The following is a 20,902-nucleotide window of genomic DNA, read 5'->3' as shown; positions in this document are numbered from 1 at the left end:
TGGCCGCACCCACCGGGTCCGGCACGGACCATGCCGGAATCCGGGCCTGATCGTCAGGACTCGGTCAAGGTACGACCGTTACCGATACCCGCTCCATGGCCCGGGCCTGCCGGGCCGGGCCCGAATCCGTACTTCATCAGTGGCACTATCGCCGTCCGGATGAACGCGCGCGCCGCGTCCTCGTCACCGAAATCCACCCCCGCGGCCGGGGTGAGCAGCAGTGAATGCGCCATCCGGGCAATCATCTCCGCCACCGGCCGCGCCTCGTAGCGGTCCAGAACACCCTGCTCCTGACCGGTTTCCAACACCGCCGCGATGTAGTCGATGCCCTGCGAGACCATCTCCTCACCGCGCACGGTGTAGAAGCCGAGAGCCTCTTCGGGCGCCACCGCGAGCAACTGGGTGACCAGCGGATGTGTCCGGGTCAGCCGCAGGATGTAGAGCACGGTTTCCTCGATCTGCGCGTCGATACCCGAGGTGGTGGTGGCGATCGCGGTCGCCGCACCGAGTACCCGCCCGATCTCGCGCGACAGTGCCGCGTCGATCAGATCGTCCTTGGCGGCGAAGCGCCGGTAGATCGTCACCCGGGTCACCCCGGCCCGGCGGGCGATATCGTCGAGGCTGCTGCGCCGGATACCGACCTGCAGGATCCGTCCCAGTGTGGCGTCGAGGATCCGTTCGTCGACTTCGTCGTAGCTGCGGACCATATGGCGAAATTATAGGGTGCGTTTCGCCGGGTCAGCGGTGGCATCGGTAGCGGTGGCATCGTTCAGCAGCAGCGCCACCGCGCGTTCGGCGCTCTGCGCGGCGCTCTCCATCGTGGCCGACCAGTCGGTCCGGGTCCAATCGCCGGCGAGAACCAGATTCGGCACCGAGGTCCGCTGGTCCGGGCGCAGGCCGTCGGTACCCAGCGACTGCGAGAACGTGGCGTTCGGCATCTTCACCACCTGCGCGTGCACCAGTTGCGCCGCCGCGGCTTCCGGATAGTAGCGACGGATCAGCGCCAGCTGGTCGGTGATGATCTCGTCGTTGCTCTTGTGGATCTGCTCGTAGGCACCACTGGTGGTGAGGCAGTAGAGCCACGCCCCGTCCGGAGTACGGCCGTGCATCCGCTGCCGGTCGAATACCTCGTCGATCACTCCGGTACCGCCGATCAGCGCCTCCATGGCGGATTTCGTACGCAAGGGCCGGTCCAGATACAGGTTGGTACTGACGATCGGCGTGACACCCAGTTTGTCGGCCGCCGCGTAGATCTCGGCGTGTTCGGGCAGATCGTCGAGCAGGCCGTGGATTCGTGAGTTGGGCACCGCGCACACCACCGCGTCGGCCGGGATCTCGGTACCGTCGGCCAGTTGCACACCGGTCACCAGGCCGTCGGTGATCACGATCCGGCGGGCCACCGTCCGGAAACGCACCTCGACGCCGTACTTCTCGAATACCCGCTCGGCGCCGGTGATGTAGAGGGTGTCGAGATCCACGGTCGGATACCCGATGGTGACGCCCACCCGGTCCTGTACGCCGATCCGGATCCCGGTCGCCAGCACATCGGCGAAAACCTTGGCCGACTCACGCTGCACCGGTTCGGCGGCGATACCGAGCGCCAGCCAGTCCCACAGTGCCTCACGCGCTTTCGCCGGCATACCCACCCGCTCGAACCACTGCTCGGTGGTGATATCGGCCAGATCCGCGGGCTGGAACAGCGCTTGGCGGCCGAGTCGTAGCGTCGCGCGCAGGGCCCGCAGCCGGTCGAGGGCGCCGGCGTCGGGGTGTGCCCCCAGCAACGTCTTCGCCGCACGGAAACCCTTGGTGTACAGCATGACCGCACGTCCGCCGGGCCAGCGCAGGGTACCGCCGCCGGGGAATTCGACATGCTCGCGGGTACCCACGCTCTCGAGGTAGCGGAAGAGGCTGCGGTAACCGCTGGCCACCACATGCTGGCCGTTGTCCGGGAGGTCATCCACCTCGGGCACCGCCATGGCCTGGGTACGACCGCCCAGCCGGGCGCGCCGCTCCAGCAGCGTCACCTGCTTGCCCTCCTCGGCCAGCCAGACCGCGGCGGCCAGACCGGCGAGACCGCCGCCGATCACGACATAACGACGGGCATCGTTCATCTGCTTCTCCCAGATCTCGTGAACCCCATGATTGACACAATGTAACGCAGTCAATACATTTGTTTCATGGGTTCCGAGAACACGGGTGCCACTATTCCCACCCGTCATCCCGCCGCTCCGGTCAGAGTTCCCGGGTTGCGGCCTTTCGCCCTGCTGATGGGCATCGGCGCACCCGATGCCGACCAGTGGGACGCCATGGGCGCATCCCTGCTCACCGGGGACGAACCGATGGATTCGCTGGTCGACTGGATGATCACGACCGGGATGAGCACGACCCGGCCGCTGTTCGAACAGGCCCTGCACTCCGGGATCCACTCCGTACCCGATGCCCCCGCACCCTTGCGCGAATTCTTCGAAGCCGTGGAGGCGCCACCGGCCTGGCTGGACGAGGCGGTCCTGCGCCGCGGCGAACAGGTACTGCGCCGGGGCGGATTCGATGGGCTGTACCTGGCCCGTGATGTCTCCTTCCTGGGTGGCTATCTCGCCTCCGGATTCAACAAGACACTGCTGCGCACCGGAGCCCTCGAGAAAGGCCCCGCCCAGCGGTTCGCCGAAACCATGCAGTGGGCGCTCGACGTCCAGAACGGGATGGAGAAATTCGGCCCCGGCTATCGCTCCACCCTGCATGTGCGATTCGTCCACTCGCTGGTGCGCCGCCATGTGGGTGCCATGCCGGACTGGGACGGCGACGCCTGGGGGCTGCCGATCAACCAGACGGATATGGCGGCGACACTCGTCGGCGCGCTCATCGCCCCGTTCATCGGCGGTATGGCGATGGGTATCCTCCCCTCCGGCGGGGACCGGGAAGCAGCCGCCCATCTCGCCCGCTACGTGGGCTGGCTCATGGGCGTCGCCGACGAATGGCTGCCCACCGGATTCCGGGACAGTGTGCGAATCCTCTACCACTGCATGTCCGCCATCACCAACCCGGACGAGACCACCCGCCAACTCGCGGTGCCGATGGCGAACGACCCGCTCACCTGGAACTATCCCAACCTGCCGTGGCTGCGCGGCAGAATTGCCCGCGCGCAGCATCTTTCGATCGCGACCATGTATCTGGGACCGAGTGCCATGCGCAAGCTCGGCCTCTGGCCGTATATGCCGCCGTGGTATCCCGTCTTGCGGATGCCGGTCAATCTGGTGCGCAGTGTGACCACCCGGGTCAGCCCGGCCGCCCGGGTTCGGGCCGAAGAGCGCGGTATTCGGGAGCAGGAAGTGTTCAAACGGATGCTGGTCGGCTCCGGACCCGCGACGGTCGGACTGTCCGCTCGGAATCTGCAGGCCACGGCCTGACCACCGGGAGGGCCGGAGACACCGCGCGCGAACCACATCCGCAGGCAGAGATCCGCGGGTAGGTTCGTACTCGTGCGAAAAGGTGGTGCCCGTGTCCGATTCCGCTGATCCCGGCTCGCCCCGGCAATACGCGCCGGGGCGATTGCACCGGCTCGAGAACACGGTCATGACCGCGCTCACCCGGGCCGGTCTGATACCGCATTCGTATGTGCTCACCACCTACGGCCGCCGTACCGGGCGGCCGCGGCGCAACCCGGTACTGATCGTGGAGCACGAGGGCCGCCGCTGGCTGGTAGCCCCGTACGGAGCGGTCGGCTGGGTCCACAACGCCCGGGCCGCCGGCTCGGTGCGGCTCACCCGCCGCCGCACCGATCGCGACCACCAGGTCCGCGAAGTGTCCGCCGCCGAGGCCGGGCCGGTGCTCCGGCGCTATATCGAGATCGCCTCCGCGACCCGCGACTACTTCCTGGCCGGTCGCGGCGATCCCGTCGAGCGATTCGTCGCCGAGGCCGAGCGGCACCCGGTCTTCGAACTCCTCGGCCCCGGGCGATAGCGGCACCTCGATCCGACTGCATACGCCTCACACGGCAGACTCGTGGACGCACGAGTACGCATGGCCGAACAGTGGCCGGTACGCACGGTGCCGGTGCCGCGTGGGTCCGGCCGGCCCGAATGGTAGTCCGGGTGACGCGGAAGCCGTTGTACCCGAACCGATGATGGTGCGAGGATCGCTGACCGTGCGCGATTACGAGATACTCGTCGACAGGGTCCGCGGAACGCTGGTGGGTGGAGCGATCGGCGATGCCCTGGGCTGGCCGATCGAATTCCTCTCCCTGCACAATATCTACGGCCGGTACGGTGCGACCGGGGTCACCGGTTTCCTCGCCGGTCCGCAACCCGATGCGCCGCAGGCGATCACCGACGACACCCAGATGACACTGTTCACCGCCGAGGGGTTGCTGCGCTGCCCGCCGGACGCGGATCCGGTACCGGTGCTGCGCCGGGCCTACCTCCGCTGGCTGCGGACCCAGCAGGAACCGCGCCCGGACCCACGCCCGGACGGCTGGCTGGCCGGGCTCCCGTTCCTCTATGCGGTCCGCGCGCCCGGGAACGCCTGTATGAGCGGCCTGCGGCGCCAGAGCGCGGGCCTGCTGCCACCGCGACCGTTCGGCGAACACGGGCCGGTGAATCCGGATTCGAAAGGCTGCGGGACGGTGATGCGGTCCGCGCCCTTCGGGCTGACCGGCGCCGGCGCGGAGAACGCCTTCACCACCGCCGCACGGTGTGCCCAGCTCACCCACGGCCATCCGACCGGATACATCGCCGCGGGGGCCTTCGCCACCCTGATCGACCGTCTCGTCACCGGAACAGCCCTGCCCGCCGCGCTGGACGAGACCCTCGGATACCTCCGTACCGTTCCCGGCGCCGAGGAGACGATCGAAGCGCTGTCCAGGGCTGTCGCGCTCGCCGCTGAACCGGCGACCCCCGAGGGTGTCGAGCGGGTGGGACAGGGGTGGGTCGCCGAGGAGTGCCTCGCGATCGCGGTGTACTGCGCACTGCACGCCGAACAGACCGGTGATCTGCGCACCGCGCTGCTCCTCTCGGTGAACCACTCCGGCGATTCCGATTCCACCGGTGCCGTGGCCGGTAATCTGCTCGGCGCCCGGCACGGCCTGGCCGCACTCCCCGCGGATTGGGTGGGGCCGGTGGAGGGCCGGGATGTGTCGATCCAGGTGGCCGACGATCTGGTCGTGACCTTCCATTACGGCAACCGCGCCCGCACCGCGGACCGGTACCCGCTCGACGCACCCGAACCTCTCTGAGCGATTGACCAGCACTATCACCGAGACTTCTACGAAAACTGTGGTCCGGCCGCCCTCGGCCGCTATAACGTAGGCCGGTATACGTTCGGCGTGCGACGACCGGGCACCACACCGAGAAAGACAGGGACAATGGAGATTCAGGGAACACGGGTAGTCGTCGTCGGCGGGGCCTCCGGGATGGGGCGGGCCAGCGCCGAACTCCTGGCCGCGCGCGGTGCGAAGGTTGCGATCGTCGACCGGACGGCCAGTGAGGGTAACAAGGTCGCGGCCGATCTCGGCGGTTCCTTCTTCGAGGCCGATGTCACCGACCACGCGGGCGTCGAAACCGTCCTCGCCGACGCGGTGGCCGAACTGGGCGGCCTCGATATCGCCGTCAACACGGCCGGTGGCGGAATCGCCAAACGCACCCTGACCAAGACCGGCCCGCACGATCTGGAATCGTTCACCCAGATCATCAACCTCAACCTGATCGCCACGTTCAACCTCAACCGATTGCAGGCGTGGCATATGAGCCAGGGCGAACCGAACGCCGACGGCGAGCGCGGCGTCATCGTCAACACCGCCTCCATCGCGGCCTTCGAGGGGCAGATCGGGCAGGTCGCCTATACCGCCGCGAAGGCCGGAATCGCCGGTATGGCACTGACCATGGCGCGTGATCTCGGGTCCGTCGGCGTCCGGGTGCTGGCGATCGCCCCGTCGCTGTTCGATACCGGCATCCTGGCCGGGGTACCCGAGGAAATGGTCACACCGCTGGTCGCGGGCAATGCGTTCCCCAAGCGGATGGGCCGGCCGGAGGAATACGCGAAACTGGCCGCCGCCATCGTCGAGAACGGCATGCTCAACGGCCAGTGCCTGCGATTGGACGCGGGAATGCGGTTCGCGCCCAAATGAGGCCGGGAAGACCCCGGTGTGCGCGGTCCGGCCCCGGCCGCCCGCACCCCGGGGCCGGCCGGGGAGCCGACGCGGAGCCGCTCCGAGGGCGCGCATCACAATGAGATCCGACGTCCCACGATGCCGCGGCAACGGGCCGCATCGCGCCCCACGGAGGTATCCATGACCTTGGAAAGCGTTCGCCACGCGGAGTCGGTTGCCGACCGGCTCACCCTCGAACGCGTCGGGGAGTACCGCTTCCGCGGGCGGGCCCACGACGGGCCCCCGCGCCGCAGTTACGGCGGCGAGGTCGCCGGTCAGGCGGTGCTGGCGGCCGGACGCACCGCACCGGCGGACCGGCCCATCCATTCCGCCCAAACCTATTTCCTGCTGCCGGGCGATACCACCGTCCCCACCGAATTCACGGTGGAACCGGTCCGCGACGGCGGTTCGTTCTCGACCCGGCGGGTCGAGGCGATCCAGGACGGCCGGGTGATCTTCACGATGCTCGCCTCGTTCCACCGCCCCGAGGACGGTCTGGCCCATCAGGTCGCCGAACTCGATACCCCGGGCCCCGACGAGGTACCCGATCTCACGGAGGTTTTCGCGGAGCATCCGGAAGCGTTGCGCTGGACCAGCACGTTCCTGGACGCGCTCGGTGTCGACGCCCGATTCCCCGATCCGCCCGCTCGCGCACACGCGATGCGCGGTGCCGCGGCCACACCGCGGCAGCGGGTCTGGTTGCGGACCCGGCAGCCGGTGCCCGACGCGAGCCTCGAGCAGGCCGCCTGCCTGATGTATCTCAGCGATCTGCTGTTGCTCTCCGCCACCACCGGCCCGCACGGGGAAGCCCTGCGGGACCGGGAACTACAGGTCGTGACCGTCAACCATTCGATCTGGTTCCATGCCCCGATCCGGGTCGACGAATGGTTCCTGCACGACCAGCACGGTCGCTGGGCGGGCGGTGCCCGCGGGCTCGCGCACGGCGAGATATTGGACCGTTCGGGCCGGCTGTGCGCTACCACGATGCAGGAGGGTTTGATCCGGTCCCGGGCGCCGCGCTGAACCCGGACCGCCGATATCTGTTCGTCAGGCGGTACCGCCGCCCGCTTCCGCCGCGGGCGTCACCCCGGCGGCCGGTGCCTCCGGCGAGTGCTGCGGGCGGAGTGCGAACTCCACTCCGGTCAGTTCCTCGGCGGCGGCCCACAATCGCCGTCCGGACTCGGGGTCCCCGGCGCCACCGGGTACGGCCAGGGGCTCCGGCGGGCCCACCAGCCCCCAGCGGCCGACCGGACCGTAGAACCCGGCGCCGGCAACCTCGGGATCGACGGCGGCTCGCAGAATGGATCGGGCGCCCGCTTCGGGCGTCTGGGTGACCAGCCGGGCCAGCGTCATCACCACATCGCTGTAGGCGATCCGGACCAGCAGACTCCTGTCACGCAGAATGGTCGATCGCACCCCACCGGGATGGGCCCCCACCGACAGCGCTCGCGCGCCGGCGGCTGTCAGCCTGCGCTGCAATTCGACCATGAACGTCATCGAGGCGGTCTTCGAGCGCGAATAGGTGACCAGCCGGCCGAAGCTGCGCTCGGATTGCAGATCCTCGAAATCCAGCGCTGCGCTGCGGCGTCCGTGGCTCATACTGCCCACACCGACGATCCGGCCGGCCGGGGCGGCGGTGATCATATCGGCCAGCTGCGCCGTCAACGCGAAATGTCCGAGGAAGTTGATCCCGAAATCACTTTCGAAACCGTCGACGGTCGGCGTCCAGCTACCCGCCACGACACCCGCGTTGTTGACCAGTAGATCGATTCCGGGCAGTTCGTCGTGTAACCGTCGCGCGCAGGCCGCGATGGAACTCAGATCGCCGATATCGACATGCGTCGTCCGGATATCGGCTCCCGGCACCGAGGCCTCGATATCGGCCTTTGCCGCCGCGGCGGCCACATCGTTACGGCAGGCGAGCACGACGGTCGCGCCCCGGCCGGCCAGGCCACGGGCGACTTCCAGCCCGATTCCGGTATTCGATCCGGTCACCACAGCGGTCCGGCCCGATTGGTCGGGCGCCTCCGCCACTGTCCACGGTTCGTTCGAAGAGCTCACGGCATCTATCCAGTTCCAGCACGGTTCACGCCGCCCCCGCGACCTGGTTCGTCACCTACCGGAGGCAGCCGGTCCAGCAGAAGTATAATGCAATTCTCTCTCAAGGAGAATGTTATTATCGCACCGGCGCCCCGCAACCGGCCGCCGCGTCCGGGTTTCCGTCACCTGCCTCTGAGCAGTGGCACGACCGAAGCCACGCTCCGCTTACACCCGACACCACCGAGAATCAGCCGTTCTTCCGGCGTATGCGGCGAACGCGCCGGCCCGGACGGCCACCACTCGTCGACCGGCACCACACCCGGCTCCACCAATTCGAGTTCACCGAAGTAGGAGACGATCTCGGCCCGGCTCCGGAACCAGCCCGTCCCCAGCCCGTTCTCCACGAAACGCCGCTCCACCGCCCGGGCGAGCTCGTGCTCGGCCGAACCGTCGGCGGGGTCCCAGTAGTGCGTGATCGCCACGAACGAGCCCGGGCTCAGCGCCTGTACACAGCGCGCCACGATCGCCGCCGGATCCGCGGCGCTCTCTATGTGATGGAGCACCGAACCCAGGAGAACGGCCACCGGCCGGCTCCGGTCCAGATAACGCCACACCGCCGAATCCGGCGCCAGCACTCCGGGATCGGTCAGATCGCCCTGGAGATAGACGGTGTCCTCGTTGGTCTCCAGCATCACCCGGCCGTGCGCGACGCACATGGGGTCGTTGTCCAGGTACACCACCCGAGCCCACGGATTCACCAGCTGGGCGATCTCGTGGGTATTGCCGGACGCGGGCAGCCCGGCCCCCGCGTCGAGGAACTGGTCCACCCCGACGATGCCCGCCAGATACCGCACCACCCGGCGCGACCAGGCCCGGTTGCGCCGGGAGACCTCCACCATCCCCGGCGCGACGGCCAGCACCGCGTCGAGCACTCGGCGATCCACTTCGAAGTTGTCCTTGCCACCGAGACTGGCGTCGTGCACCCGGGCGATACTGGCCCGGGAGGTATCGACTCCGACAGGTGAACGGCCGGTGGCCGGTGGGCGAAACGGCGTGTCTGGCATCGGTTTCTCTCTATCCGGTCTGATACGGCGCGATATCGACAAGTGAGGCTCGACACATACGACGACCACAATGCGACGAATTAATCGCTCCGGGAACAGATTCGTCGACAAAGATCTCGAAACGATAAGTTTCGCTGTGGGCGATCGGAAAAAATTCGCTGGAGTCCGGCCGTCGCGTCGCTCATCATGAACCGGCGCGAAAGACGACCGGGGAGGAGCGCCGCATGCACGGCTCACCACAACTGCTGCTGGAGGGCGTCGTCGGTTCCCGGGCCTACGGCCTCGCCGGTCCGGCCAGTGATACCGACTATGCCGGAATCTATGTCGAACCCACGCACAACCTGCTCGGATTGCACCCCCCGGCGAAGCAGACCCGGCAGGGCCGCGCCGGAGCGGACGCGACCTATCACGAAATCGGCAAGGCGATGCGGCTGATGCTGTCCTGCAACCCGACCGCCACCGAGATCCTCTGGCTCGACGAGTACACCGCCGCTTCGGATTTCGGCCGCGAACTGGTGGCGCTGCGCAGCTGCTTCCTCTCCGCGGCCCGGGTACGCGACGCGTTCTACGGCTATGCCACCAGTCAGGCAGAGCGGCTGATGCGCGGGCCGTCCGGAGCGGACCGGCAGGCCCGGCGCGAGAAGCACGCCCGGCACACCCTGCGGTTGCTGTGGCAGGGGTACGAGCTGTACACCACCGGCCGGCTTCCCATCCGGGTGCCCGACCCGGACCGGTATCACGCCTTCGGCCGGTCGGTCGGCGCCGACCCCGACGCCACGGCGGTACGCGCGCTACTGGCCGAATACAGTGCCCGTTTCGACGAAGCCGTCTGCGTATTGCCCGCCGCTCCCGACGAGGCACCGCTGGACGATCTCCTGCGGCGGGTCCGCCGGGCTCATCTCGATTCGCCGGAAGCAGCCGCCGGGGACAGTCGCGCGCTCTAGAGTGTTTCTACCGGCGCGCGCTCGTCTCCGCGGCCTGCACCGCGTGCGGTACCCCTGGTTTGCCGAGCTCGGAGCCGCTCATGAACCCTGCCGACAGCGCCCCGGCCACTGCCCGCCGCTTCCACCGGCTCGATATCTCCGCACCGGCCTTCTGGGCCCGGGATTTCCGGGCCCGCGAGGAAGTGTTCGCCCGATTGCGCGCCGAACCCGGACTCAGCTGGCACGCGCCCGCCCCCGCCCTGTTCCCCCATGAGGAGCCGGGATTCTGGGCGGTGACCCGGCATCGCGATATCGCCTACATCAGCCGTCATCCCGAGCTCTTCACCTCGGCCCGCGGTATCAGCATGGACCCGATGCCGGTGGAGTTGCAGCGCCCCACCAGCTTCTTCCTCACGATGGATCCGCCGCAGCACACGCGGTACCGGCGCCTCATCAGTTCGGCGTTCACGCCGAAACAGGTGCGGCGTATCGAGTCCCAGATCGGCGCCAACGCCGCGGAGATCGTGGACGAGTTCCTCGCCGAGCTGGCGACGGGACGATCGGTGGACCTGGTGGACAGCCTTTCCCGGAAACTTCCCATGCGCACCGTATCGGACATGATCGGTATCGAGGGCGCCGACCGGGAGGCCGTGGCCTACGCTGCCGAGGCGATGTTCAGTTCCAGCGACGAGGAATACGCGAGCCTCGAAGAGCGTGCGTCGTTCTTCATGACCCAGTTCGGCATCCTGCACGGCGCCGGCACCGAACTCGCCGCGCGCCGGCGCCGCGAACCGCGCGACGATCTCATGTCCGCGATCGTGGCGGCCGAGGTGGACGGTCACCGGCTCGACGACGACGAGATAGGCGCTTTCATGGTGCTACTCGCTTCGGCGGGTAACGACACCACCAAGCAGACCACCTCGCACGGATTCAAGGCGCTGGTGGACCATCCCGCGCAACGAGAGTGGCTGCTGGAGGACTTCGACGCCCGGATCGGCGGCGCCGTGGAGGAATTCGTGCGGTGGACGACGCCGGTACTGCATTTCGCCCGGCACGCGGTGACCGATACCGAGGTCGCCGGCACCACGGTACGGGCGGGCGAGAAGCTGGTGCTGTTCTACTGTTCGGCCAACCGCGACGAGACCGCACTCGACGCACCGCATATTTTCGACCTCACCCGTGGCCCGAACCCGCACTCGAGTTTCGGGGGCGGCGGCGCGCATTTCTGTCTGGGTGCCTGGCTGGCCCGAATGCAACTGCGCCTGCTCTTCCACGAACTGCTCACCCGGATGCCCGAGGTGGTGCTCGGCGAACCGGAGTACGTACACAGCGATTTCGTGCACGGCATCAAACGGATGCCGGTTCGCCGGGCCTGATCAGACCTCGAGTACCACCGCGCCGCCCTGGCCACCGCCGGCGCACATGGCGGCCACACCGATACCGCCGCCGCGCCGGCGCAATTCGTAGAGCAGCGTGGTGACCATCCGCGCTCCGGAAGCGGCGATGGGATGGCCGAGGCTGCAACCGCTTCCGGAGAAGTTGACCAGTTCCTCGTCCAGATCGTATTCCCGGCAGGCGGCGATCGGCACCGACGCGAACGCCTCGTTGATCTCCCACAGCGCGATATCGGCGGGTTCCAGCCCGGCGCGCCGCAGCACCTTGCCGATCACCGCCACCGCGCCCAGGCCGGTATCGCGCGGCGCCACCGCCGAACTCGCCCAGGCGCGCACCGACCCCAGCACGGTGAGACCTTCGGCGGCGGCGAAGACGGCGTCGGAGACCACCACCGCGGCAGCCGCGTCGTTGATACCGCTGCTGTTGCCGGCAGTGATCGAAAAGCCCTCGATCTCCGGGTGGAGCACCGGGAGCTCCGCGAGGCGTGCCAGAGTCGTATCGCGGCGCGGGAATTCGTCCACCGCGAAATCGGCGACCGTACCGTCGGGCAGCGTCACCTTCATCGGCACGATCTCGTCGAGGAACTTCCCGGCGTCGATGGCCGCGACCGCGCGCTGATGTGAACGCACTGCCCAGGCATCCATTTCGGCCCGGGTGATCCCTACCGCCTGCGCGGTGTTCCAGCCGACGGTGATGGACATATCCCCGGCCGGCGCGTCCGGGGTCTCGGGATTGATGGGCGGCATCCAGCCTTCGGTGAAGGCGAGTTCGGGGCCGGGTACCCGCCACTTCATGATCGGGTTGGTGGACAGCGACTGGACGCCCCCGGCCACCACCACCCGTTCCATCCCGGAACCCACCTGCGCGGCGGCGTTACCGAGCGCGGTGAGGCTGCCCGCGCAATGCCGGTTCACGGCCTGTCCGGGCACATTCTCCAGGCCCGCGGCGACCGCCGCGTACCGCGCGATATCACCCCCGCCGTAATGGGATTCGGCGAAGATCACATCGTCGATCAGCTCCGGGGACACCCCGGATCGGCGGACCACCTCGGGTAGGACCGTCGTGGCGAGAACCTCGGTCGGGACATTGGTGAGCGTTCCCTTGAAGGATCGCCCGATCGCGGTCCGGGCCGCGCCGACGATTACCGGTGTTCCCATGTTCTCCACCTCTGCTGGCACGCGCCGCCGGCCGGGCAGCGGAATCCGCCACCGGCCGTCGCTTTACTGTGTACATCGCACAGCGTTGCACAGCGGCCGCCGGCATGGGTCCGAACCGCACAGAATTCCGGATGAGTCTGTGCGACGGAAGCCCCGTCACCCGTACCGCGGCCCCGATAGCCGCCGCGCCGGAGCCCGGGGACGTACGCTGTTCCCGATCGTTCCACGCTACGAAAGGAATTCCGATGAAAACCAGGCTCAACTGCCCGTGCGGCGAACATCTCACCGGGACGAACGAGGACGAACTGGTCGACATCGTGCGCAAACATCTCACCGAGAACCATCCCGGGCACGATTACAGCCGCGACGAGATCCTGTTCATCGCGTACTGACCCGCCGCACCGGCCCGTGGCGGGCCGGTGACACCGGGCCGTTCACCGACACCGCGCGCCGGGTACCTCGGACGCACCGTGGTATATGGATCTGGGCGGCATCGTTCGCCGGGAAGGATCCAGATGGACGACCACACTCTCGCCGCGACCCTGGCCGGCGAAGCCGGCGAACTACTCCTCGGCATCCGGCAACTCGGCGGCGCGGTCGGCGACCGGAGATCCGACAAGTTCCTGCTCGAACGACTGGCCCGGGAACGCCCGGCGGACGCCGTGCTCTCCGAGGAATCCCCCGACGACGGCGATCGCGTCCACCGCTCCCGGGTATGGATCGTCGATCCGCTCGACGGGACCCGGGAATACGGTGAACCGGCGCGCGCGGACTGGGCGGTGCACGTCGCGCTCGCGGTCGACGGGAAGCCCGCCGCGGGAGCGGTCGCTCTCCCGGCCCAGGATCTGGTGCTCCATACCGGACAGCCACCGGTACTCCCGCCACCGCCCCCGCCCGGAACCGTCCGGGTGGTGCTGTCGCGCAGCCGACCGTCGTTCGAAGTCCGGCGGCTGGTGGCCCGGCTCGGCGCCACCGAGGTGCCCATGGGTTCGGCGGGCGCCAAGGCCATGGCCGTGGTCCGGGGGATCGCCGATATCTACGCTCATTCGGGTGGGCAGTACGAATGGGATTCCTGTGCACCGGTCGCGGTGGCGGCCGCCGCCGGGTTACACGTCTCCCGCCTCGACGGGAGTCCGCTGGTCTACAACCGGCCCGACCCGTATCTCCCCGATCTGCTCATCTGCCGGCCGGAGCTGGCCGAAATCGCCTTGAAGGCCCTGTCGGAATAGTGGACCGGCCGGGTTCGGCCACCCGCCGCGTCCACGGGTCCGTGCGCACTCCGCCCGGATCGGCACACAATGGTCGGATGTGTCCGCAACGACAGGAGAATGGCAAGTGAGCGGTCGACTATCCGGGCGAGTAGCTTTCGTCACCGGCGCGGCGCGGGGCCAGGGACGGGCCCACGCGGTACGACTCGCGGCGGAGGGCGCCGATATCATCGCGGTGGACCTGGCCGGTCCGCTGCCGCCGGCGGTCCCCTACGACGCCGCGACACCCGCCGATCTCGACGAGACCGTCCGCCTGGTCGAGGAGACCGGGCGAAAAATCGTCGCCACCGTAGCGGATACCCGCGATCTGCAGGCCCTGCGCGCCGCCGTGGACGAGGGCGTCGCCGCGTTCGGCCGGCTCGACGTCATCGTCGCCAATGCCGGGATCTGCATTCCCGAACCGTGGGACGCCATCACCGAGGAGTCGTTCCGGGCGGTCCTCGATACCAACGTGACCGGCACCTGGAACACCGTGACCGCGGGCGCGCACCAGATCATCGAAGGCGGTCGCGGCGGTTCGATCATCCTGATCAGTTCCGCGTCGGGCGTGGCGATGCAGCCGTTCATGGTGCACTACACAGCCAGTAAGCACGCCGTCACCGGGATGGCCCGGGCCTTGGCCGCCGAACTGGGTAGGCACTCGATCCGCGTCAACAGCGTCGCCCCCGGACCGGTCGCCACCCCGATGGGTTCCGGCGATATGGTCGGCGCGCTGGTCCGGGCCGCGCAGACCAACGAAACGCTGGCCCGCATGAACACCCCGCTGCTACCGGAGGGTATCGCGCAGCCGGAGGACATCTCCGATGCGGTGTGCTGGCTGGCGAGCGACGAATCGCGGTTCGTCACCGCGACCAGTATCTCGGTCGACCTGGGCGCGGCCCAGTACTGAACCACGCGGTCCCGGTCCGCCGCCCGTGTCGGTGTCACCGATGCGGGGGTGGGGCCGTGACTGCACTACCTCCACCCGCTCGCGGCCGCCGCGGCGCACGGGCATCGGCCGCCAACGCAGCCGGTCGACTCCACTGCCCGTCACGCCACGATCGGCTCCGTGGCACCGATCTCGCAAGCGCGGGCCCCGGCGAGGGACTGCGCAGGAAAATTCGATATAACACTTTCCGAGAACGCCATTATCAGGCAACCTGGGTACTGCCGCGAATCGACACGCGATACCGCCACGACAGTAAGGGAAGCCGATGAAATCCAAGGGTGCTTTGATCTGGGATTACGCGCAGCCGTGGTCGGTCGAGGAGATCGAGATCGGCGACCCCCAGTACGGCGAGGTGAAAGTCCGGGTCGAGACCGCCGGTCTCTGCCAGTTCGATCAGCGTCTGGCCAGCGGCGATGTACCCACCGCCGAATTCCCGATCCTGGGCGGGCACGAGGGCGCCGGCGTGATCGTCGAGGTCGGCGGCGGCGTGGACCAGCTACAGGTGGGCGACCATGTGGTCTTCTCCTTCATCCCGGCCTGCGGGATGTGCCAATCCTGCCTATCCGGTCACCACAACCTGTGCGATCGAGGCCAGGACCTACTCACCCGGGGTGCGGTCTCCGACGGCACCTTCCGGATCCGCGCCCGTGCCCGCAATGTCCACCCCACCTCCTTGATCGGCGCGTTCGCACCGTACGCGGTGGTACACAAGAGCTCGGTGGTCAAGATCGATCCGTCGATCCCCTTCGATATCGCCTGCCTCGCCAGCTGCAGTGTGACCACTGGATACGGCGCCGTGGTCAATACAGCCACGGTGCGGCCCGGCGAGGATGTCGCGGTCATCGGAGCGGGCGCGGTCGGCAGCGCCGCGGTACAGGCCGCGGTCATCTCCGGAGCCCGCCGGATCTTCGCGGTCGATCCGGTCGAAGCCAAATGCACCCAGGCCGCGAAATTCGGTGCCACCCACACCTATTCCGATATCGACCGGGCCATCGGCGGTATCGAGGAGGTGACCGGGGGACAGATGTGTCGCACGGTGATCGTGGCGGTGGGGCGCTGCGACGGCCACGACCTCGCCAAATGGATGCGGATCACGGCCAAGGGCGGTAGTTGCGTCCTCGCCGCCACCGGCGACGCCGCGGATACCAACCCGCGGATGAACCTGTCCGCGCTGACCTTCCAGCAGAAGAGCCTGTGCGGCACGCTGTTCGGCGGCGGCAATCCCCAGCTGCTCATTCCGGAAGTGCTGGCGCTCTACAAACTCGGCGATCTCGGACTCGGCGATATGGTCACCCGCGAGTACTCCCTCGAGCAGATCAACGAGGGCGTCGCCGATATGCTCGAGGGCCGCAATATCCGCGGTGTCATCCGCTTCACCGACGCGGATCGCTGACGATCGCGTGGGGCCGGGTCAGAACACGACCCGGCTCACCGCTTCCGCGATCAGCGCCGGTTTCGCCCCGCCGTCGATCTCCACGGTGTGCTGCACGACCAGTTGCAGCGCCCCGCCGGCGACCTCGCTCGCATCGACCAGCACCGCCGTCGACCGTACCTTCGCGCCGACGGGGACCGGGCTCGGGAACCGGACCTTGTTCGAACCGTAGTTGATACCCAGTTTGGCGTTGTCGAAGCCGAAGATCTGCGAACCGAGCTGCGGCAGCAGGGACAGCGTCAGATATCCGTGCGCGATGGGCCCACCGAACGGGCTCTCCCGTTTCGCGCGTTCCGGATCGACATGAATCCACTGATGGTCTCCGGTGGCCTCGGCGAACTGGTCGACCATCTGCTGGGTGACCTCGATCCAGCCACTCGTACCCAGCGTCTCTCCCACCGCGGCGAGTACCTCGTCCTTGCCGGTGAATATGCGCACAGTGTGTCTCCTCCGGTCCGTGCCGCGCCGTCGCGACATCGCCTACTCCCCTATAGGTATTCCGCACTTCGGGTCCGAGTTCAACCCCTATTGAGACATATTTACAATTCGTCGCAAATGGGAGCCGGGAACCGAAGGGCCACCGATGACGGACGACGCCCGGCCCGAGCCGCTCGACATAGCAATCCGTACGACCGTTATGCTGCGGCAGATCGTCCTCGGCACGATCCGGCAACGACGCCGCGACAGCCCGGCCGCCCCGGCGGAGGCCGGGGGTCCACTCCCTCCGCGGCGGCGCAGCCCGCCGGCTTCCGTACCACCCAGGAGATCCGACCTTGACCGTGCTCACCTTCTGCCTGGTCACGGTCGCCGGCTTCTTCGCCGGACTGGTCGGTTACGTCACCGGTATGGCATCACTGATCTCGTATCCGGCCCTCCTCGCCGCCGGCCTACCCCCGGTATCGGCGAATGTGACCAATACCGTGGCCATGGTCGCGGTCGGCGTCGGCTCCACCGCGAAAGCGGGCGCGGCGGTCAACGACGATTCCCGATCACTTCTCCTGCACGCCGGTGCCGCCGCCCTGGGCGGCCTGGGCGGGGCGGCACTGCTCCTGACCACCTCGGCGGAGGTATTCGCCGCGGTCGTGCCGTTCCTGATCGCCGCGGCCGCGGCGAGCCTGCTGCTACAACCCAAACTGCGCGAACTCGCCGGCGGACGGAGTTTCCCCCGGCTGTACCCGCTCGCCACCGCCGTCGTGGCCCTGTACGGCGGCTACTTCGGCGCCGGAGTCGGTGTCATGTTCCTGGCACTGATCCTCGTATGCACCTCGGAGACGATCTGGCGGGCCAGTGTGCTCAAAAGCGTACTGACCGGTGTCGCCAACCTCGTCGCGGCGATAGGGTTCGCGGTGTTCGGCCCGGTCCACTGGGTCGCTGCGGCGGCCATGGGACTGGGCGCTTTCGCCGGCGGCTGGTACGGGCCACCACTGGTGGCCCGCCTACCCCCGGCCGCCATGCGCATCGGAGTCGCACTGTGCGGGTTCGGGCTCGCCGGGTACCTGGCGATCAGCTGACCGGCCGCGAGCCGATCGCCGGGAAACCCGTCTGGGCCGGGGCACTCCCCGGTGGATCACACCGGGCCGAGGAAAGTCTGCAGCCGTTGGATCTCCGCGTCGAGCGCAATCGTGAACGCGCGGCCCCGCGGGGCGCCGTCCACATATCCCACCTCGACACCGCTACCCGGTCCCGCGCAATTGGCCCAGCCGATCACCCGGTCGCGCCACAGCATGGGCATCGCGTAGTAACCGCGAACCCGCTTGGTCACCGGGGTGTAGGCCTCGAATCGGTAGTCCCAGCCCCAGAGCAGGCCGAAACGTTTGCGGTCCCAGACGAGGGGGTCGAACGGTGCCAGGAATCGGACCCGCGACTGCGGTGGGCGATCGGTGGGTATCAGATCGGACGGCCAGAGATAGCGCACGCCGTCGACGGTCTCGGCGGACAGTTCGCCCGTCGCGAGGAGTTCGCGGATCGTCGCCGAACCGGTCGCGCCCCCGAGGGAACGAACGACGCGGTTGACCGTCGCCGCCAGCGTCGATTCCGTTGCGGGGGCCAAGGTCCGGGCCACCCGCAGTACCAGCGCGCGCCTGCGGTCGTCCGGGTCGAGCACGGTCTCCGGGGGATTCGTGATTTCGTATCGCCTGATGCCGGAGATACGGTCGGCCACCCGTAACAATCCGTATCGGTGCATCTCGTCGAGTGCGACGGTGGTGGCCGAGGATGTCCCGCCCCAGGCGTTGACCACACCGCGGTGCCCGAAATGCGCCTGCAGGTCGCGCGGATGCACGACGCCACGTTCGCGGACGAAATCCAGTATTTCCACCGACCGTGTGTCGTGCGGGAACTCGCCGCCGGTACCGCGCGGGTGGCGGCGGGGATGCAGGTAGGGGCGCAGCCGGTTCACGGTGTAGCCGTAGGCATAGACGAAATCCTCGTCGAGGCCGAGTGCGCGGTAACCGCGATCGAGATCCCCGGCCCGGTATCCGCGCACCCGGTGCCGCAGGATGAGATCCTGCGCCCGCGCGGGTGAGCGAATGGGGTCGGCCTGGACGAACTCCAGTTCGGCCAGGGCCTCGGCGAGCGAACCCGGGCTGCGTGGCAGTGCCCAGGCGACGGCGTTGGAACGCAACCATGCCAGCGACATGGAGGTGAGGGTAGCGGTGGCCTCCGACACCGGGATGCGCCCGGCGGGCGTCCGACTCGCCGACCGCGTGTGCGCGGCCGGAATTCAGTGCCGGGTCCGGCCCGGCCGGGGTATGCGCCCCAGCGGACCGGTGCGTGTGGGGCCACTGCCGCCGCCGTCGATACTCTCCGCGGCGCCCGTGATATTGCGGGTCATCCCGCCGAATATCAGCGCGTGGAACGGTGCGATCGACTTCCAGTACAGATGTCCGGCCAGCCCGTGCGGTTCGAACATCGCGCGCTGCCGGTATATCGCGCCGGTGTCGCCGTTCCCGGGCCGCGCCTCCAGTTCGAGCCAGGCACGTCCCGGAACCCGCATCTCCGCGCGCAGCCGCAGCAGACCGGGTCGTTCTATCCGTTCCACCCGCCACCAGTCCAGCGCTTCGCCCTCGTGCAACCGATGCGGATCACGGCGGCCGCGGCGCAGCCCGGCGCCGCCGGCGAGCCGGTCCAGCCAGCCGCGCAGCGACCAGGCCAGCGGGAACGAATACCAGCCGTTCTCGCCGCCGATCGCCTCGATCACCGCCCACAGCGCCGCCGGGTCGGCGGTGGTCGGACGTTCCCGCACGTCCTGGTAGAGCGAGCCGCCGGACCATTCCGGATCGGTGGGCAACGGCTCGGCGGGAGCGGGGCCGGCATCGGACCAGCGGGTCGGAACATCCAGATTCCGGATCCTGGTCAACGCGAGTTCCACCGCCCGCCGGACCCCGGTGAGTCCCTCCTCCGGGTCGGGAATATGCTCTGCGATCTCGTGCTCACCGCAGACGACATCGTTGACCAGCGATTCCATCAGCGGAACAGCGATCGCCCGGGGCACCGGAGTCACCAGGTTCACCCACTGCGCCGACAGCCAGGGTGTCAGCACCGGGACCGGCACGATCACCCGCCGGGGCAGGCCGGCCACCTCGGCATATACCCGCATCATCTGTTCATAGGTGAGAACATCGGGGCCCCCGATATCGAAGGCGCCGCGGATCGCCGGCGGAAGTTCCGCGGCGCGGGTCAGGTAGTACAGCACATCGCGCACGGCGATCGGCTGGATCCGGGAACGCACCCAGCGGGGAGTCACCATCGCGGGCAGACGTTCGGTGAGATAGCGCAGCATCTCGAAACTCGCCGAACCCGACCCGATCACCACCGCCGCCTGGAAGACCAGGGCGGGGACGGCACCGTCGAGCAATATCCGGCCGACCTCGGCGCGCGAGGACAGATGACGGGACAGTTCCTGCCCCGCGGGCGCGATACCGCCGAGGTAGACGATCCGGTCGAGCCCGGCCGCCGCGGCCTCCCGGGCGACGATGGTGGCCGCGTCCCGGTCCACGGTGTCGAAATCCGCACGGGTCAGCGAATGCACCAGGTAGTACAGGACCTCCTGGTCCCGCAGTGCCGCCCGGACGTCACCGGCGTCCGTCACATCGCCGCGCACGATCTCGACCCGGTCGCGCCACGGTGTATCGGTGAGCTTGCCCGGTGTCCGCGCGAGGACCCGGACGGTATGGCCCGCCCGCAGGAGCTCCGGGACCAGACGCCCGCCGAGATAACCGGTCGCCCCGAACACCACACAACGCATAGCTCTCCTCGGTCGAGGTTGCTCACGGCCGGACGCGAATCGCTACCGGACGCTCGGCGCCACCGCGGTGGTCCGGCCCCGGCGCTGTGCCCTGCCGCCGATCCGGACACTGCACCACCTCGCAGGCTAGACCCGGTATCCGGGCCGATTCGGCTCGACACCGTCGCACCCGCACACCGTCGCGCAGTCGATATCTATATCTATCCGGCGCGAACCGGTCGCGATCGCGTCCCGAGCGGCACGAACAGCCGGCGGAGGCGTTTGCCCGTGCCTGCGCCGGGTAGGCGCGCGCCTATGGCCCCTTCTGTGC

The 20,902-nt window shown here is 68.5% G+C and carries 20 protein-coding genes; 12 read left to right on the top strand and 8 right to left on the bottom strand.

Annotation, left to right across the window (positions count from 1 at the left end; genetic code table 11):
• Positions 1-53 precede the first annotated feature (53 nt).
• Both ACWEWT_RS04575 and hpnE read right to left on the bottom strand, forming a co-directional pair.
• Complete coding sequence (locus ACWEWT_RS04575) at positions 54-707, bottom strand: TetR/AcrR family transcriptional regulator (RefSeq protein ID WP_452556114.1); 654 nt, start codon at positions 705-707, stop codon at positions 54-56.
• Between the two features lie 9 nt (positions 708-716).
• Positions 717-2,111 (bottom strand): hydroxysqualene dehydroxylase HpnE, encoded by a 1,395-nt coding sequence (gene hpnE, locus ACWEWT_RS04570; RefSeq protein WP_452556112.1) that lies wholly within the window; start codon positions 2,109-2,111, stop codon positions 717-719.
• A gap of 66 nt (positions 2,112-2,177) precedes the next feature.
• Here hpnE and ACWEWT_RS04565 point away from each other — a divergent pair, with 66 nt between their 5' ends.
• The 5 genes from ACWEWT_RS04565 (at position 2,178) to ACWEWT_RS04545 (ending at position 7,162) form a co-directional block, all read left to right on the top strand.
• The gene (locus ACWEWT_RS04565; RefSeq protein WP_452556110.1) at positions 2,178-3,404 is read left to right on the top strand and encodes an oxygenase MpaB family protein; all 1,227 of its coding nucleotides are present in this window, start codon (positions 2,178-2,180) and stop codon (positions 3,402-3,404) included.
• Between the two features lie 91 nt (positions 3,405-3,495).
• Positions 3,496-3,957: a nitroreductase family deazaflavin-dependent oxidoreductase gene (locus tag ACWEWT_RS04560; protein WP_452556108.1), complete on the top strand. Its 462-nt coding sequence runs from the start codon at positions 3,496-3,498 to the stop codon at positions 3,955-3,957.
• A gap of 184 nt (positions 3,958-4,141) precedes the next feature.
• Positions 4,142-5,227 carry an ADP-ribosylglycohydrolase family protein gene (locus ACWEWT_RS04555; protein ID WP_452556105.1) on the top strand — a complete coding sequence of 362 codons (1,086 nt, stop codon included), beginning with the start codon at positions 4,142-4,144 and terminating at the stop codon, positions 5,225-5,227.
• A 129-nt stretch (positions 5,228-5,356) separates the two neighbouring features.
• Positions 5,357-6,118 (top strand): SDR family NAD(P)-dependent oxidoreductase, encoded by a 762-nt coding sequence (locus ACWEWT_RS04550; RefSeq protein WP_452556103.1) that lies wholly within the window; start codon positions 5,357-5,359, stop codon positions 6,116-6,118.
• Positions 6,119-6,280: 162 nt separating this feature from the next.
• Positions 6,281-7,162 (top strand): acyl-CoA thioesterase, encoded by an 882-nt coding sequence (locus ACWEWT_RS04545; RefSeq protein ID WP_452556101.1) that lies wholly within the window; start codon positions 6,281-6,283, stop codon positions 7,160-7,162.
• Between the two features lie 24 nt (positions 7,163-7,186).
• Here the strand turns inward: ACWEWT_RS04545 and ACWEWT_RS04540 are convergent, their stop codons facing one another.
• The gene (locus ACWEWT_RS04540) at positions 7,187-8,200 is read right to left on the bottom strand and encodes an oxidoreductase (RefSeq protein WP_452556099.1); all 1,014 of its coding nucleotides are present in this window, start codon (positions 8,198-8,200) and stop codon (positions 7,187-7,189) included.
• A gap of 161 nt (positions 8,201-8,361) precedes the next feature.
• Complete coding sequence (locus ACWEWT_RS04535; protein ID WP_452556097.1) at positions 8,362-9,243, bottom strand: SAM-dependent methyltransferase; 882 nt, start codon at positions 9,241-9,243, stop codon at positions 8,362-8,364.
• A gap of 224 nt (positions 9,244-9,467) precedes the next feature.
• On the opposite strand from ACWEWT_RS04535, the gene ACWEWT_RS04530 reads away from it, so the two are divergent.
• Both ACWEWT_RS04530 and ACWEWT_RS04525 read left to right on the top strand, forming a co-directional pair.
• Positions 9,468-10,187, top strand: a complete 720-nt coding sequence (locus tag ACWEWT_RS04530; RefSeq protein ID WP_452556095.1) for a nucleotidyltransferase domain-containing protein — start codon at positions 9,468-9,470, stop codon at positions 10,185-10,187.
• A gap of 80 nt (positions 10,188-10,267) precedes the next feature.
• Positions 10,268-11,542 (top strand): cytochrome P450, encoded by a 1,275-nt coding sequence (locus ACWEWT_RS04525; protein WP_452556093.1) that lies wholly within the window; start codon positions 10,268-10,270, stop codon positions 11,540-11,542.
• On the opposite strand, the gene ACWEWT_RS04520 is transcribed toward ACWEWT_RS04525, so the two are convergent.
• Entirely contained in the window at positions 11,543-12,718 is a 1,176-nt protein-coding gene (locus ACWEWT_RS04520) for a thiolase family protein (RefSeq protein ID WP_452556091.1), read from the bottom strand.
• A gap of 245 nt (positions 12,719-12,963) precedes the next feature.
• Between ACWEWT_RS04520 and ACWEWT_RS04515 the strand changes: the two genes are divergently transcribed.
• The 4 genes from ACWEWT_RS04515 to ACWEWT_RS04500 all read left to right on the top strand — a co-directional run bounded on the left by ACWEWT_RS04515 (position 12,964) and on the right by ACWEWT_RS04500 (position 16,307).
• The gene (locus ACWEWT_RS04515) at positions 12,964-13,110 is read left to right on the top strand and encodes a DUF1059 domain-containing protein (protein ID WP_452556089.1); all 147 of its coding nucleotides are present in this window, start codon (positions 12,964-12,966) and stop codon (positions 13,108-13,110) included.
• Between the two features lie 123 nt (positions 13,111-13,233).
• Positions 13,234-13,947, top strand: coding sequence for a 3'(2'),5'-bisphosphate nucleotidase CysQ (locus ACWEWT_RS04510; RefSeq protein WP_452556088.1), 714 nt, complete (start codon positions 13,234-13,236; stop codon positions 13,945-13,947).
• Positions 13,948-14,053: 106 nt separating this feature from the next.
• The gene (locus tag ACWEWT_RS04505) at positions 14,054-14,875 is read left to right on the top strand and encodes a mycofactocin-coupled SDR family oxidoreductase (protein WP_452556086.1); all 822 of its coding nucleotides are present in this window, start codon (positions 14,054-14,056) and stop codon (positions 14,873-14,875) included.
• Between the two features lie 304 nt (positions 14,876-15,179).
• On the top strand, positions 15,180-16,307 hold the full coding sequence (locus ACWEWT_RS04500; protein ID WP_452556084.1) for an NDMA-dependent alcohol dehydrogenase: 1,128 nt from the start codon (positions 15,180-15,182) through the stop codon (positions 16,305-16,307).
• An 18-nt stretch (positions 16,308-16,325) separates the two neighbouring features.
• Here the strand turns inward: ACWEWT_RS04500 and ACWEWT_RS04495 are convergent, their stop codons facing one another.
• On the bottom strand, positions 16,326-16,784 hold the full coding sequence (locus tag ACWEWT_RS04495) for a MaoC family dehydratase (protein WP_452556082.1): 459 nt from the start codon (positions 16,782-16,784) through the stop codon (positions 16,326-16,328).
• A 335-nt stretch (positions 16,785-17,119) separates the two neighbouring features.
• Between ACWEWT_RS04495 and ACWEWT_RS04490 the strand changes: the two genes are divergently transcribed.
• Positions 17,120-17,857, top strand: coding sequence for a sulfite exporter TauE/SafE family protein (locus ACWEWT_RS04490; protein ID WP_452556080.1), 738 nt, complete (start codon positions 17,120-17,122; stop codon positions 17,855-17,857).
• 56 nt (positions 17,858-17,913) lie between these two features.
• On the opposite strand, the gene ACWEWT_RS04485 is transcribed toward ACWEWT_RS04490, so the two are convergent.
• The gene (locus ACWEWT_RS04485; RefSeq protein WP_452556078.1) at positions 17,914-18,984 is read right to left on the bottom strand and encodes a DNA glycosylase AlkZ-like family protein; all 1,071 of its coding nucleotides are present in this window, start codon (positions 18,982-18,984) and stop codon (positions 17,914-17,916) included.
• Between the two features lie 84 nt (positions 18,985-19,068).
• Complete coding sequence (locus ACWEWT_RS04480) at positions 19,069-20,592, bottom strand: SDR family oxidoreductase (RefSeq protein WP_452556076.1); 1,524 nt, start codon at positions 20,590-20,592, stop codon at positions 19,069-19,071.
• Between the last annotated feature and the right edge of the window lie 310 nt (positions 20,593-20,902).

This window comes from Nocardia sp. NPDC003963 (genome assembly GCF_053605105.1).
This window is presented reverse-complemented; position numbering and strand designations above follow the sequence as displayed.

What these genes read in the sequence shown, in the direction of transcription:
- ACWEWT_RS04545 (WP_452556101.1), top strand. Translation starts at nt 6,281, where the DNA reads ATGACCTTGGAAAGCGTTCGCCACGCGGAGTCGGTTGCCGACCGGCTC.
- ACWEWT_RS04500 (WP_452556084.1), top strand. Translation starts at nt 15,180, where the DNA reads ATGAAATCCAAGGGTGCTTTGATCTGGGATTACGCGCAGCCGTGGTCG.
- ACWEWT_RS04480 (WP_452556076.1), bottom strand. Translation starts at nt 20,592, where the DNA reads ATGCGTTGTGTGGTGTTCGGGGCGACCGGTTATCTCGGCGGGCGTCTG.
- ACWEWT_RS04550 (WP_452556103.1), top strand. Translation starts at nt 5,357, where the DNA reads ATGGAGATTCAGGGAACACGGGTAGTCGTCGTCGGCGGGGCCTCCGGG.
- ACWEWT_RS04530 (WP_452556095.1), top strand. Translation starts at nt 9,468, where the DNA reads ATGCACGGCTCACCACAACTGCTGCTGGAGGGCGTCGTCGGTTCCCGG.
- ACWEWT_RS04565 (WP_452556110.1), top strand. Translation starts at nt 2,178, where the DNA reads ATGGGTTCCGAGAACACGGGTGCCACTATTCCCACCCGTCATCCCGCC.
- ACWEWT_RS04485 (WP_452556078.1), bottom strand. Translation starts at nt 18,984, where the DNA reads ATGTCGCTGGCATGGTTGCGTTCCAACGCCGTCGCCTGGGCACTGCCA.
- ACWEWT_RS04520 (WP_452556091.1), bottom strand. Translation starts at nt 12,718, where the DNA reads ATGGGAACACCGGTAATCGTCGGCGCGGCCCGGACCGCGATCGGGCGA.
- ACWEWT_RS04515 (WP_452556089.1), top strand. Translation starts at nt 12,964, where the DNA reads ATGAAAACCAGGCTCAACTGCCCGTGCGGCGAACATCTCACCGGGACG.
- ACWEWT_RS04575 (WP_452556114.1), bottom strand. Translation starts at nt 707, where the DNA reads ATGGTCCGCAGCTACGACGAAGTCGACGAACGGATCCTCGACGCCACA.
- ACWEWT_RS04535 (WP_452556097.1), bottom strand. Translation starts at nt 9,243, where the DNA reads ATGCCAGACACGCCGTTTCGCCCACCGGCCACCGGCCGTTCACCTGTC.
- hpnE (WP_452556112.1), bottom strand. Translation starts at nt 2,111, where the DNA reads ATGAACGATGCCCGTCGTTATGTCGTGATCGGCGGCGGTCTCGCCGGT.
- ACWEWT_RS04525 (WP_452556093.1), top strand. Translation starts at nt 10,268, where the DNA reads ATGAACCCTGCCGACAGCGCCCCGGCCACTGCCCGCCGCTTCCACCGG.
- ACWEWT_RS04510 (WP_452556088.1), top strand. Translation starts at nt 13,234, where the DNA reads ATGGACGACCACACTCTCGCCGCGACCCTGGCCGGCGAAGCCGGCGAA.